Raw genomic sequence first — 12,940 nt, forward strand, 5'->3', positions numbered from 1 at the left:
CCAGTGGTGTTCTCAGGGAACGCGCGCGACGAGGTAGCGGAACACGTTCGGCATCCACACGGTCCCGTCCGGCCGCTGGTACGGGTGCAGGGCCTCGGCCAGTTCCTTGTCGACCTGCTCACGGTCCGTGGCGGCGATCGCCGGATCGAACAGCCCGGTCGACTTCAGGCCCCGTACCGCGCTGTCCGCGTCGGCGTAACCGAACGGGCAGGCCACCCGGCCCGAGCCGTCGGGCCGCAGCCCCGCCCGCTCGGCGACCCGCTCCAGGTCGTCACGGCCGGTGGGGCGCCAGCCGCCCGTGCCGGGCGGCGGCTCCGCCGGCTCGGTGGCCACCCTGAGCACGGAGGCCGTGGCGCACCGTTCGGGCGGGCCCCAGCCGGCCAGCACCACGGCCGCTCCGCGTGCGGTGAGCGGCACCGCCTCGGCGAGCAGCCCGGCCAGCCCCTCCGCGTCCCCCGCGAGACAGCCGATCGGCTCGAAGGCGGTCACCACGGTGTACGCGGGCGCGTCGGCCCGGGCGGCGTCCGCCGGTGAGCCGTGCACCACGCGGGGCTCCGCACGGGCGGTCCGCGTGGCCCCGCCGTCGGGCAGCAGCCGCTCCCGGGCGAGGGCGAGCCGGTCCTCGCAGGTGTCGACGCCGGCGACCGAGGCGCCGCGCGAGGCCGCCAGGAGCAGGGCCAGTCCGGAGCCGCAGCCGAGACCTAGAAGCCGTGTCGCGGGACCCACGTCCAGTCGCTCGTAGACCGCCTCGTAGAGCGGTACGAGCATCCGCTCCTGGATCTCGGACCAGTCACGCGCGCGTGCGCGCCGGTCCACACGGGGGGCGGCCCCCGCGTGGGTCAGGTGCTGCCGCACGAGCGTAGGTGTCATAGGTAAGCGCCCCAATCAGCCGAGAGTTGCCGCAGTGCCCGTCCCTGGCCCCCGTGCGTGCGCCCGCACACCCCCCGTATGCCAGGAAACTCCGCCCTCGACGTGTCGTCCAGTGGAATGCGGCGGCGGCTTGGCAGTCGCTCGTGCCAGTGGCAAGAATTCACATTCCGGTAATCCGGGGTCGTACGGTCCGCCAGGGCGAAGGCACCGGGGCGCCCGGTTCCGGCCACGGCCGGCGGGCCGGTACGGCACCGGGACGGGGGTGGTGCGCGGTACCGGTGGGGGACCGGGTAACGTCGCGGTCGTGGCGTCCCGGGTGAGCCGGGCGCCGGGCCGGCGGAAGAGCGGCCGAATAGCCCCTTGCGCGTCCGGGAACCCCACGCGCACCGGTCCCGAGGACCGCTTGCATGCGGGGGCGTACGTCAGCCTACGCACCACCTTGAGGTGAGCTGTGAGGCTTCTCCGCAGATCAGCGCACCCGCCCTCGTCAGGACGCATCAGCGGCAACTGACGGGTACGTGCAAATTATTTGGGATGCCCCGGAATCGGAACACTGAGGTACCCGCGCTCGTTGTCATTACGTGAGCACGACACAGACACCACCTGTTCTCGCCGCAGAACTGGCGCAGGCGTGGGCCGACATTCAGCGGTACCACCCCGAGCTGCCCGATCTTGCCGCGCCCGAGTCCCTGATCGGGGAGTCGTCGTCCGCCTGCGGTCACGAGCTCTCCTTCGAGCGACTGCTGCACGAGGCAGTCCACGGCGTCGCCGCCGCACGCGGCGTCCGCGACACATCCCGAGCAGGCCGCTACCACAACCGCAGATTCCTCGCGATCGCCGAGGAGCTGGGCCTGGACCACCCCGAGGAGCCGCATCCCAGCAGCGGCTTCTCCCTGGTCACGCTCACTCCCGAGGCGAAGCGCCGCTACCGTCCGACGACGGAACGCCTGCACCGTGCGCTGAAGGCGCACACCGCGGCGACCGCGGGCGACACCGCCCGCAGCTTCCGCGGCCCGGCCGCACGGCACGGCTCCTCCGGGGGCGGCGTGCGCGTCAAGGCCGTCTGCGACTGCGGTCGCAACGTCCGCGTCGTCCCCTCGGTCCTGGCCCAGGCCCCCATCGTCTGCGGCGGCTGCGGCAAGCCCTTCCGGATCCCGGAAGTGGCAGCGGCGAGCTGAGTCCCCGGCACCTCGTGGGTGCCGGGGCCGGACCGCCGCTGCCCCGTCCGGCCCTTCTTCGCGACCGTGTCCGTCCGCGCCGCCCCACCGGCGCGGGCGGCCGTTCGCCGGGCATCCGCCGTACGGTCACCCGACGCCGGATGCCCCTGCGGGCTGCCCGCGCACAGGCCCCCCGCGGTCCGGCACGCTCCCCGGGGTGTGGCACAATGGCTAGCTGTACTCGACAGTCGCACAGGACCCCTCTCTCCTCCGGCTGACGCGTCCATCGGGCACTCGGGTACCGCAACCCCACGCGGCAGATTCCGCCGTGCCCAACCACGTCAAAATCAGGAGAACCCACTCCCGTGGCAGTCAAGATCAAGCTGAAGCGTCTGGGCAAGATCCGTTCGCCTCACTACCGCATCGTCGTCGCCGACTCCCGTACCCGCCGTGACGGCCGGGCCATCGAGGAGATCGGCAAGTACCACCCGACGTACAACCCGTCGGTCATCGAGGTCGACGGCGAGCGCGTGGCGTACTGGCTCGGCGTCGGCGCCCAGCCGACCGAGCCCGTCCTCGCCATCCTGAAGAAGACCGGCGACTGGCAGAAGTTCAAGGGCGAGCCCGCCCCCGCTCCGCTGCTCCAGCAGGCCGAGAAGCCCGCCCGTCCGACGTTCGAGGCGATCGGCGGCGACGACGAGGGCAAGGGTGAGGCGATCACCCAGAAGAAGAAGGCTGAGAAGAAGGACGAGGCCGCTGCTGCGTCCTCTGCGTCTGCGTCGACCGAGGCCTGAGCATGCTCGAGGAGGCTCTCGAGCACCTCGTGAAGGGCATCGTCGACAACCCTGACGATGTGCAGGTCGCCTCACGCAACCTGCGGCGCGGGCGTGTGCTCGAGGTCCGGGTCCACCCGGACGACCTCGGCAAGGTGATCGGCCGCAACGGCCGCACCGCACGCGCCCTGCGCACCGTCGTGGGCGCCATCGGCGGCCGCGGTGTCCGTGTCGACCTCGTCGACGTGGACCACGTCCGCTGACGCCAAAGCAGCACCGGCTCGGGCCGGGGAAGGCCACTGGGCCGTCCCCGGCCCGCAGTCGTATGACAGGAGATCAAGCACAGTGCAGCTGGTAGTCGCTCGCATCGGCCGCGCCCACGGCATCAAGGGCGAGGTGACCGTCGAGGTCCGCACCGACGAACCGGAGCTGAGGCTCGGCCCCGGCGCCGTCCTGACCACGGACCCCGCCTCCGTGGGACCGCTCACCATCGAGACCGGCCGTGTGCACAGCGGCCGCCTCCTGCTGCGCTTCGAGGGCGTGCGCGACCGCAGCGGCGCCGAAGCGCTGCGCAACACCCTGCTGATCGCCGACGTGGACCCCGACGAGCGGCCCGAGGGCGACGACGAGTACTACGACCACCAGCTGATCGACCTGGACGTCGTCACGAAGGACGGTGCGGAGGTCGGCCGGATCACCGAGATCTCGCACCTGCCCAGCCAGGACCTCTTCGTGATCGAGCGTCCCGACGGCACCGAGGTCTACGTGCCGTTCGTCGAGGAGATCGTCACCGAGATCGACCTGGAGGAGCAGCGCGCGGTCATCGACCCGCCGCCCGGCCTGATCGACGACCGGGCCGAGATCGCCTCGTCCCGGGACGCCGGAGACGAGGCGTGATGCGGCTCGACGTCGTCACGATCTTCCCCGAGTACCTGGAACCGCTGAACGTCTCCCTCGTCGGCAAGGCCCGCGCGCGCGGTGTGCTCGACGTGCACGTGCACGACCTGCGCGACTGGACCCACGACCGTCACCACACCGTCGACGACACCCCGTACGGCGGCGGCCCCGGCATGGTCATGAAGACCGAGCCGTGGGGAGACGCCCTCGACTCCGTCCTCGCGGACGGCTACGAGCGCGGCTCCGGTGAGCCGGCCCTGATCGTCCCCACCCCCAGCGGCCGACCCTTCACCCAGGAACTCGCCGTCCACCTCTCCGAGCGCCCGTGGCTGATCTTCACCCCGGCCCGCTACGAGGGCATCGACCGCCGTGTCGTCGACGAGTACGCGACCAGGATGCCCGTCCACGAGGTGTCCATCGGCGACTACGTCCTGGCCGGCGGCGAGGCGGCGGTCCTCGTCGTCACCGAGGCCGTGGCCCGGCTGCTCCCCGGTGTCCTCGGCAACGCCGAGTCGCACCGCGACGACTCCTTCGCGCCCGGCGCCATGGCGAGCCTGCTGGAGGGCCCCGTCCACACCAAGCCGCCGCTGTGGCGCGGGCGGGGCGTACCGGACGTGCTGCTCAGCGGCCACCACGGGAGGATCGCCCGCTGGCGGCGCGACGAGGCGCTGCGCCGCACCACCGCCCACCGGCCCGACCTCATCGAACGATCCGAGCCCGGGGCCTTCGACAAGAAGGACCGCGAGATGCTGTCCATCCTGGGCTGGGCACCGGACCCCGCGGGCGAGCCGTACGGCCGATTTTGGCGCAGGACCGACAGCATGGAACAATAGGCGGCTGTTGTGCGTCGTCCGGCGTGCGCCCCTGCCGCAGGGGGACATGACGCCCGCCCGCACCGCGCCTCTGTGATCCGAAACCCTACGTGCCGTTGATGACCTGCGGCATCAGCGAAGAAAGCAGACGAAATGTCTCACCTGCTCGACTCCGTCGACTCCGCGTCGCTGCGCAGCGACGTCCCGGCGTTCCGCCCCGGCGACACCGTCAACGTCCACGTGCGCGTCATCGAGGGCAACCGCTCCCGTGTGCAGCAGTTCAAGGGCGTGGTGATCCGCCGCCAGGGTGCCGGCGTCCGCGAGACCTTCACGGTCCGCAAGGTCTCCTTCTCCGTCGGCGTCGAGCGCACCTTCCCGGTGCACACCCCGATCGTGGAGAAGATCGAGCTCGTCACCAAGGGTGACGTCCGCCGCGCCAAGCTGTACTACCTGCGCGAGCTGCGCGGCAAGGCGGCGAAGATCAAGGAGAAGCGCGAGAACTGAGCGCTTTACCGGCGTCACATCGCGGCCGGATAGCATCTGGCCCCGATGGACACCGAAGCACAGCCGACGGAACGCGACCGTTCCCTCCCCCCGCCGGGCCCCGAGGACACCTCGGGGACGCGGGGTCCGGAGGAGCGGTCGCGTTCCGCGTTGGTGTCACGCCTGTCGTACTGGCTCCCCGGTGGGCGCGTCGGCCTGACCCTGCTGCTCTGCCTGCTGTTCCTGCTGGTCCTCAACACGTTCGTGGTGCGGCCGTTCGAGATCCCCAGCGGATCGATGGAGCCCGGATTGAAGGACGGGGACCGCGTTCTCGTAAACAAGTTGGCGTACCGCTTCGGCGACGGGCCGGAGCGCGGCGACGTGATTGTGTTCGACGGCACCGGGTATTTCGGTGAGGCCGACTACATCAAGCGGGTCGTCGGGGTGGGCGGGGACCACATCGTCTGCTGTGAGGCGGAGGGGAGGATCCGGGTGAACGGCCGGTCGGTCGACGAGTCGGGCTTCCTGTTCCCCGGCGACAGCCCCTCCAGCGTGCCGTTCGACGTCGTGGTGCCCGACGGACGGCTGTTCGTCCTCGGTGACCACCGCGCCGGCTCCAGCGACTCCCGAGACCGCCTCGGCTCACCCGGCGGCGGGATGGTCCCCGTGGACGAGGTGATCGGCCGCGCCGACGCCGTCGTGTGGCCGCTCGACCGCGCCACCCGGCTGCACCGGCCCGACGCCTACGCGCGCGTCCCGGGCAGGGAGGCGGCCACGGCCCCCCGGGCGGAGGGCGGCCATGGGTAACCGCGGCAAACCCCGCGGTGTCCCGGAGAGCGCCGCGGAGAACCTGCTGCCCACCGGCTCCCGCCGCGCGACCGGCGCGTCCCCCGGACGCAGCCGCGCCGAGCGGCGCAAACTCCAGCGCAAGGTCAAGCGGCGCCGCCGGCGCAGCGCCGTCAAGGAGATCCCCCTCCTGGTCGGTGTCGCCGTCCTGATCGCGCTGGTGCTCAAGACGTTCCTCGTCCAGGCCTTCGTCATCCCGTCCGGCTCGATGGAGCAGACGATCCAGATCGGCGACCGGGTGCTGGTCGACAAGCTCACGCCGTGGTTCGGGTCCAGGCCGCAGCGCGGCGACGTCGTCGTCTTCAAGGATCCCGGGGGCTGGCTGCGGAACGAGCAGCCCACCCCGGCCAAGGACGACCCCGTCGGGATCAAGCAGATCAAGGAAGGGCTCACCTTCATCGGTCTGCTGCCGTCCGAGAACGACAAGGACCTCATCAAACGGGTCGTCGGCGTCGGCGGTGACCGGGTCCAGTGCTGTGACCAGCAGGGCCGGGTCACGGTCAACGGCGTTCCCCTGGACGAGGGCGACTACCTCTACCCCGGCAACGCCCCGTCCACCATCCCGTTCGACATCACCGTGCCCGAGGGGCGGCTGTGGGTGATGGGCGACCACCGGTCGAACTCCGCCGACTCCCGTTCCCACCAGGACACCGACTACGGCGGCACCGTCTCCGAGGACGAGGTGGTGGGCCGGGCCATGGTCATCGCCTGGCCCCTCGGCCGGTGGAGCACCCTGGAGGAACCCACGACCTACGCCTCCGTGTCGGACTCCGCGCCTGGGTCGACCGCTGCCGCCCCCCTGTCGCATAGGGTTGCCCCGGACGATCCCGACGGAATGGTCCAACTCCCGAGCCCTGCGGAACTCCCGCTCGTTATGGGAGTGGTGGGCCTGCGCCGGGCATGGCGCGGGCGGCGGCAGAGAGTGAGGAGATGGCGTGGGGGATGCGGCGGTTGGCGCACGGTCCGGGCGCGAGGGCGAGGAGCGCCGAGGGCGTCCCGGAGAAGCGGCCTATCCGGCAGCGGACGACCCCGTGACCTCCGGGAATGACTCCTCGGCGGGTGGCGGCGGACCGCGGGACGGGCAGCCCCCGACGGATCAGGGCGGCTCGGGCCACGGCTCGCCACGGGCGAAGCAGCCCCGCTCCTTCTGGAAGGAGCTGCCCATCCTGATCGGCATCGCCCTGGTGCTGGCGCTGCTGATCAAGACGTTCCTGGTGCAGGCGTTCTCCATCCCGTCCGACTCGATGCAGAACACCCTCCAGCGGGGTGACCGGGTCCTGGTCGACAAGCTCACCCCCTGGTTCGGTTCCGAGCCCGAGCGTGGCGAGGTCGTCGTCTTCCACGATCCCGACAACTGGCTGGCGGGCGAGCCGACCCCCGAGCCCAACGCGCTGCAGAAGGTCCTCAGCTGGATCGGCCTGATGCCGTCCGCGGAGGAGAAGGACCTGATCAAGCGGGTCATCGGCGTCGGCGGCGACACGGTCGAGTGCAAGGGCACCGGCCCTCTGAAGGTCAACGGCAAGGCGCTGAACGAATCGTCGTACGTCTATCCCGGCAACACCCCGTGCAGCCAGGACGACCAGGGCGGCCAGTTCAAGGTGAAGGTGCCCGAGGGCCACATCTGGGTCATGGGCGACCACCGCCAGAACTCGCGGGACTCGCGGTACAACCAGGCCGACGAGAACGAGGGCTTCGTCCCCGTGGACAAGGTCGTCGGCCGTGCCGTCGTCGTCGCCTGGCCCCTGGACCGCCTGACCAACCTGCCGGTACCGGACACCTTCGACCAGCCCGGTCTGAACGCCTCGTCCCCGCCCGGCGCGGCCCTGTCCCTCGCGCCGCAGGGGCTCGCGCTCGCGGGCGCGGTGCCGCTGGTGCTCTGGCGGCGCCGGTGGTCCGGTGCCGGGGAGGACCGGGAAGAGGGCTGACCGCGTCCGGTACCGCCGGGTAGGGTGCGGGCCATGAGCGGTCAGAGCACGACGCGTACGGTCCCCGGCACGGGCGGCCCGGGCAGTGCCCGGGCGGGCGGCCGCACCGGTCAGCTCCTGTCCAACCTGGCCGTCGCCCTCGGCCTGCTGATGTTCCTCGGCGGGTTCGTCTGGGGCGCGGTGGTGTACCGGCCGTACACCGTGCCCACCACCTCGATGGCGCCGACGATCGGCGCCGGCGAGCGGGTGCTGGCACAGCGCGTCGACGGCGGTGAGGTCCGCCGCGGTGACGTCGTCGTCTTCACGGACACCAGCTGGGCCAACGTGCCCATGGTGAAGCGGGTGGTCGCCGTCGGGGGCGACACGGTCTCCTGCTGCCAGGACGGAAAGCTGAAGGTCAACGGCGAGGAGATCGACGAGCCGTATCTCGCCGACGACGCGGTGACCGGCTTCACCGCCTTCCCCGAGGTGACCGTGCCGAAGGGGCGCCTGTTCCTGCTCGGCGACGAGCGTTCGGGGTCGGTGGACTCCACGGCCCACCTGACCGACGCCGCCGGCGGCACCGTCTCCCGGGGTGCCGTACAGGCCAGGGTCGACGCGGTGGTCTGGCCGATGGACGGCATGCTGGCGGCGCCCTCCGGCTTCGAGCGGCTCGGCGCGCTCTCCGCGCCCGGCCCGCTCAGGACCGTGACCGGGCTGGTGATCGCCGGTGCCGCGCTCGTCCTCGGCGGGGCGGCCTACGGTCCCTTCGCCAAGCGGGCGGCGGCGTCCCGGGCCCGGGCGGACGCGGGGAGCGCCGGTGTCCGCTGAGCCGGCCCCGGCGATCGAGAGCTCCTACGAGGGCGGGCTGCGCCGGGTCGCCCGGGTCGTGCTGCTCGACCCGGAGGACCGCATCCTCCTGCTGCACGGTCACGAGCCGGACGACCCCGCCGACGCCTGGTGGTTCACGCCCGGCGGGGGAGTCGAGGGCGAGGAGACCCGTGAGCAGGCCGCGCTGCGCGAACTCGCCGAGGAGACCGGCATCACGGACGTCGAACTGGGGCCGGTGCTGTGGCGGCGCCGGTGTTCCTTCCCGTTCGCCGGGCGCCGCTGGGACCAGGACGAGTGGTACTTCCTCGCCCGCACCACCCAGACGGTGACCGCGGCCACGGCGCTGACCGAGCTGGAGCGGCGGAGTGTCGCCGGAGCACGCTGGTGGACGTGCCCGGAACTGGCCGGGACACATGAGACGGTGTACCCGACCAGACTCGCCGGGCTGCTGCGGACACTGCTCGACGAAGGTCCCCCCGCCCGCCCCGTGACCCTGGACACCGAAATCGTCCGGTGACTCCCGGGACTGGCGCACAATGGGGGGATCGCACGGCTGAAGGGGAACTGCCATGAGCGCCGAGGACCTCGAGAAGTACGAGACCGAGATGGAGCTGAAGCTCTACCGGGAGTACCGAGACGTCGTCGGCCTGTTCAAATACGTGATCGAGACCGAGCGTCGCTTCTATCTGACCAACGACTACGAGATGCAGGTGCACTCGGTCCAGGGGGAAGTGTTCTTCGAGGTCTCCATGGCGGACGCCTGGGTGTGGGACATGTACCGCCCGGCCAGGTTCGTGAAGCAGGTGCGGGTCCTCACGTTCAAGGACGTGAACATCGAGGAGCTGAACAAGAGCGACCTCGAGCTCCCGGGCGGGTGACGGAGTTGTCCACAACCGCCGGGTAACGCACCAAGATCCACTCCGTGCGGCGGGACGCGTGACGGTGGGCGCCGGAGGTGGTGCCGACATGAACGCACAGCGGGCACGCAGCGCACTCGGCAGGTACGGCGAGACCCTGGCCGCACGACGGCTGACCCAGGCGGGCATGACGGTCCTGGCGCGCAACTGGCGCTGCGGCAGGACCGGCGAGATCGACATCGTGGCCAGGGACGGGGACGCCCTGGTCGTCTGCGAGGTGAAGACCCGCAGGGCAGGCGCCTTCCAGCACCCCATGGAGGCGGTCACGCCCGCCAAGGCGGGCCGGCTGCGGAGCCTGGCGGAACGCTGGCTGCAGGAACACGGGGGAGCACCCCCCGGCGGGGTCCGCATCGACCTGGTCGGCGTGCTGCTGCCGGCCCGCGGGGCCCCCGTCGTCGAGCACGTGCGGGGGGTGGCCTGACATGGGGTTCGCCCGTACGTGCTCGGTGGCGCTGGTGGGCGTCGAGGGCGTGGTCGTGGAGGTCCAGGCCGACCTGGAACCGGGCGTCGCGGCGTTCACCCTGGTGGGCCTGCCGGACAAGAGCCTGACGGAGAGCCGTGACCGGGTCAGGGCCGCCGTGGTCAACTCCGGCGGCGAGTGGCCGCAGAAGAAGCTCACCGTGGGACTCAGCCCGGCCTCGGTGCCGAAGGCGGGCAGCGGCTTCGACCTCGCCGTCGCCTGCGCGGTGCTGGGGGCCGCCGAGCGGATCGATCCGCGGGTGCTCGCCGACATCGTGATGATCGGCGAACTGGGGCTGGACGGCCGGGTGCGACCGGTGCGCGGCATCCTGCCCGCCGTGCTGGCCGCGGCCTACGCCGGCTACGAGCAGGTGGTGGTGCCCGAGTGCGCCGCCGCCGAGGCATCGCTGGTGCCGGGCGTGTCCGTCCTGGGCGTCCGCAGCCTGCGCCGGCTGATCGCCGTGCTCACCGACGAGCCGGTGCCGGAGGAGGACCCCGACGACCGGGACCGGCCCGACCCGCTGCTGGCGGGACTGCGCGTCCCCGGCACCGGGGCGGCCACCGGCATGCACGGCATCGGCGCGGCGCAGCACGACCAGGGCCACGACCTCGCGGACGTGGTGGGTCAGCACTCCGCGCGCACGGCGGTGGAGGTGGCCGCGGCGGGCGGACACCACCTCTTCCTCGAAGGCCCGCCCGGCGCCGGCAAGACGATGCTCGCGGAGCGGCTGCCGTCGATCCTGCCGCCACTGGACCGGCAGGCGTCCCTGGAGGTGACCGCCGTGCACTCGGTGGCGGGTCTGCTGCCCCCGGGCAAGCCCCTGGTCGACACGGCCCCCTACTGCGCCCCGCACCACTCGGCCACCATGCAGGCACTCGTCGGCGGCGGCCCCGGCACGGCCCGGCCGGGAGCGGTCTCCCTCTCGCACCGGGGAGTGCTCTTCCTGGACGAGACACCCGAATTCAGCGGAAAGGCCCTGGACGCCCTGCGTCAGCCGCTGGAGGCCGGGCACGTCGTCATCGCCCGCAGCGCGGGGGTCGTGCGCTTCCCGGCGCGGTTCCTGATGGTGCTCGCCGCCAACCCGTGCCCCTGCGGGCGCTTCTCGTCGGTGAACGACCACTGCGAGTGCCCGCCCGCCGCGGTCCGCCGCTACCAGGCCAGGCTCTCCGGGCCGCTGCTCGACCGGGTCGACCTGCGCGTCGAGGTCGACCGTGTCACCCGCTCCGAACTCTCGGCGAACGCCGCGCGGGGCGAGACCACCGTCACGGTCGCCGACCGGGTCCGCACGGCCCGGGAGCGCGCCGCGGCGCGACTCGCCGGCACCCCCTGGCGCACCAACAGCGAGGTCCCCGGCCGGGAGCTGCGCAGCCGCTGGCACGCGGCCCCCGGCGCCATGGACGACGCCGAGCGCTGCCTGGAACGGGGCATGCTCAGTGCCCGGGGGCTCGACCGGGTCCTCCGGGTCGCGTGGACGGTCGCCGACCTGTCCGGCCGCGACCGGCCCGACGCCTCGGACGTCGGGCTCGCCCTGCAACTGCGGACCGGGGTCCCGCGCGGGGTGCCCATGAGGATCGGGGCGGCGGTATGAGTGCCGCGGCCGGCTCCGGGGACGAGACGCTCGGCCGGGTCTTCCTCACCCGGGTCGTCGAGCCCGGCGACGAGACGGGCGGGCGCTGGGTGCGGGAGCTCGGGGTGGACGCGGTGGTACGCCGGCTGCGGGAAGGGGGCGAGCCGCTGCCCGGGGTGAGCGGGAAGCGGTGGGCCGGGCTGGTGGCCCGGGCCGGGCGGGCCGAGCCGCGCCGGGACCTCGCGCTCGCGCGGGACGCCGGGGTGCGCTTCGTCCGACCCGGATCGGCCGAATGGCCCGGGCAGCTCGACGACCTCGGGGACGCGCGACCGCTCGGGCTGTGGGTGCGCGGCGGGGCCGACCTCAGGATGTGGGCCCTGCGCTCGGTCGCCGTGGTCGGTGCCCGCGCCTGCACCGAGTACGGCGCGCACATGGCGGCCACGCTCGCCGCGGAGCTGGCGGAGCGCGGCTGGATCGTCGTCTCCGGCGGGGCCTACGGGGTCGACGGTGCGGCACACCGCGGAGCGCTGGGCTGCGGCGGCGCCACCGTCGCGGTCCTCGCCTGCGGGGTCGACCGGCCCTACCCGCGCGGACACGCCGGGCTCATCGGCAGGATCGCCGAACAGGGACTCGTCGTCGGCGAGTTGCCGCCCGGTGAGCACCCGACACCGAGCAGGTTCATCCTCCGCAACCGGGTGATCGCCGCACTCACCAGGGGCACGGTCGTCGTCGAGGCCGCCCACCGCAGCGGCTCCCTGGTGACGGCCCGGGCGGCCCGGCGACTGGGACGGCACGTCATGGGGGTCCCCGGGCCCGCCACCAGTTCACTCTCCGCAGGAGTGCACGAACTGCTGCGGCAGGACGCGGTCCTGGTCACCGACGCCGCCGAGGTCGTCGAACTGGTCGGCGACATGGGTGAGCTCGCACCGGAGCGCCGGGGGCCGGTGCTGCCCCGGGACCTGCTCGACCCGGCCGGCCGTCAGGTCCTCGCCGCGCTGCCGGCCCGTGTCACGGCCCGGCCCGAGGAGATCGCCCTCGCCGCGCAGACCACCCCGGACGACGCCGTCGCCCGGCTGTACGAACTGCGAGCACTTGGCTTCGTCGAACGACACGGCGACGGCTGGAAGTTGACGCGCCAGGCGATGATGCCGGTCCGTGATGGTCCCGGGACCCGCTGACGGAGCGTGTTCGGCCGTCCGGGGGAACCCCGGCACACCAGGGGGAACAAGCCGGTCGGTGCACCCGGGTGATCACTCAGAGCGACGGGCGTGCCCCGGTGGGGCGGCACCCGGAACGAATCTGCGTACGGTCCTACCTCGCCTCTTCGCACACCGCGACGCCCCAGTCACGCTACGCTCACGAGGATCCCGACACGGACAGGCAACCCGACATCGGACAGACAGCGAATCCGGCCAGCACCAGC

The 12,940-nt window shown here is 72.6% G+C and carries 16 protein-coding genes; 15 read left to right on the top strand and 1 reads right to left on the bottom strand.

What is annotated here, in order from left to right; translation table 11 throughout:
- Window positions 1–12: 12 nt before the first annotated feature.
- On the bottom strand, window positions 13–870 hold the full coding sequence (locus IE172_RS16865; protein ID WP_190098059.1) for a methyltransferase domain-containing protein: 858 nt from the start codon (window positions 868–870) through the stop codon (window positions 13–15).
- A gap of 581 nt (window positions 871–1,451) precedes the next feature.
- Between IE172_RS16865 and IE172_RS16870 the strand changes: the two genes are divergently transcribed.
- The 15 genes from IE172_RS16870 to dprA all read left to right on the top strand — a co-directional run bounded on the left by IE172_RS16870 (window position 1,452) and on the right by dprA (window position 12,695).
- Window positions 1,452–2,048, top strand: coding sequence for a hypothetical protein (locus tag IE172_RS16870; RefSeq protein WP_037933313.1), 597 nt, complete (start codon window positions 1,452–1,454; stop codon window positions 2,046–2,048).
- A gap of 344 nt (window positions 2,049–2,392) precedes the next feature.
- Window positions 2,393–2,821, top strand: a complete 429-nt coding sequence (gene rpsP / locus IE172_RS16875; RefSeq protein WP_190098060.1) for a 30S ribosomal protein S16 — start codon at window positions 2,393–2,395, stop codon at window positions 2,819–2,821.
- Window positions 2,822–2,823: 2 nt separating this feature from the next.
- Window positions 2,824–3,063 carry an RNA-binding protein gene (locus IE172_RS16880; RefSeq protein ID WP_003973401.1) on the top strand — a complete coding sequence of 80 codons (240 nt, stop codon included), beginning with the start codon at window positions 2,824–2,826 and terminating at the stop codon, window positions 3,061–3,063.
- Between the two features lie 82 nt (window positions 3,064–3,145).
- On the top strand, window positions 3,146–3,697 hold the full coding sequence (gene rimM / locus IE172_RS16885; RefSeq protein ID WP_190098061.1) for a ribosome maturation factor RimM: 552 nt from the start codon (window positions 3,146–3,148) through the stop codon (window positions 3,695–3,697).
- A complete protein-coding gene (trmD, locus tag IE172_RS16890; RefSeq protein WP_190098180.1) occupies window positions 3,697–4,530 on the top strand; it encodes a tRNA (guanosine(37)-N1)-methyltransferase TrmD in 834 nt (277 codons plus the stop codon). Before rimM ends, trmD begins: the two co-directional genes overlap by 1 nt.
- A gap of 132 nt (window positions 4,531–4,662) precedes the next feature.
- On the top strand, window positions 4,663–5,013 hold the full coding sequence (gene rplS, locus IE172_RS16895) for a 50S ribosomal protein L19 (RefSeq protein WP_190098062.1): 351 nt from the start codon (window positions 4,663–4,665) through the stop codon (window positions 5,011–5,013).
- Between the two features lie 45 nt (window positions 5,014–5,058).
- On the top strand, window positions 5,059–5,799 hold the full coding sequence (gene lepB, locus IE172_RS16900; RefSeq protein WP_190098063.1) for a signal peptidase I: 741 nt from the start codon (window positions 5,059–5,061) through the stop codon (window positions 5,797–5,799).
- Window positions 5,792–6,886, top strand: coding sequence for a signal peptidase I (gene lepB / locus IE172_RS16905; RefSeq protein ID WP_190098064.1), 1,095 nt, complete (start codon window positions 5,792–5,794; stop codon window positions 6,884–6,886). The genes lepB (IE172_RS16900) and lepB (IE172_RS16905) overlap by 8 nt, the downstream gene beginning before the upstream one ends.
- Complete coding sequence (lepB, locus tag IE172_RS16910) at window positions 6,774–7,763, top strand: signal peptidase I (RefSeq protein ID WP_190098065.1); 990 nt, start codon at window positions 6,774–6,776, stop codon at window positions 7,761–7,763. Before lepB (IE172_RS16905) ends, lepB (IE172_RS16910) begins: the two co-directional genes overlap by 113 nt.
- Before the next feature lie 33 nt (window positions 7,764–7,796).
- Window positions 7,797–8,573 carry a signal peptidase I gene (gene lepB / locus IE172_RS16915; RefSeq protein ID WP_190098066.1) on the top strand — a complete coding sequence of 259 codons (777 nt, stop codon included), beginning with the start codon at window positions 7,797–7,799 and terminating at the stop codon, window positions 8,571–8,573.
- Window positions 8,563–9,090, top strand: a complete 528-nt coding sequence (locus tag IE172_RS16920) for an NUDIX hydrolase (protein WP_190098067.1) — start codon at window positions 8,563–8,565, stop codon at window positions 9,088–9,090. The genes lepB (IE172_RS16915) and IE172_RS16920 overlap by 11 nt, the downstream gene beginning before the upstream one ends.
- 52 nt (window positions 9,091–9,142) lie before the next feature.
- On the top strand, window positions 9,143–9,451 hold the full coding sequence (locus IE172_RS16925) for a DUF2469 domain-containing protein (RefSeq protein WP_003965949.1): 309 nt from the start codon (window positions 9,143–9,145) through the stop codon (window positions 9,449–9,451).
- 58 nt (window positions 9,452–9,509) lie between these two features.
- The gene (locus tag IE172_RS16930) at window positions 9,510–9,911 is read left to right on the top strand and encodes a YraN family protein (protein ID WP_190098068.1); all 402 of its coding nucleotides are present in this window, start codon (window positions 9,510–9,512) and stop codon (window positions 9,909–9,911) included.
- Window position 9,912: 1 nt separating this feature from the next.
- Window positions 9,913–11,538, top strand: a complete 1,626-nt coding sequence (locus IE172_RS16935) for a YifB family Mg chelatase-like AAA ATPase (protein ID WP_190098069.1) — start codon at window positions 9,913–9,915, stop codon at window positions 11,536–11,538.
- Window positions 11,535–12,695, top strand: coding sequence for a DNA-processing protein DprA (gene dprA / locus IE172_RS16940; RefSeq protein ID WP_190098070.1), 1,161 nt, complete (start codon window positions 11,535–11,537; stop codon window positions 12,693–12,695). The genes IE172_RS16935 and dprA overlap by 4 nt, the downstream gene beginning before the upstream one ends.
- Window positions 12,696–12,940 lie beyond the last annotated feature (245 nt).

This window comes from Streptomyces griseoflavus, from assembly GCF_014649995.1.
Taxonomy (GTDB): Bacteria; Actinomycetota; Actinomycetes; order Streptomycetales; family Streptomycetaceae; genus Streptomyces; species Streptomyces griseoflavus.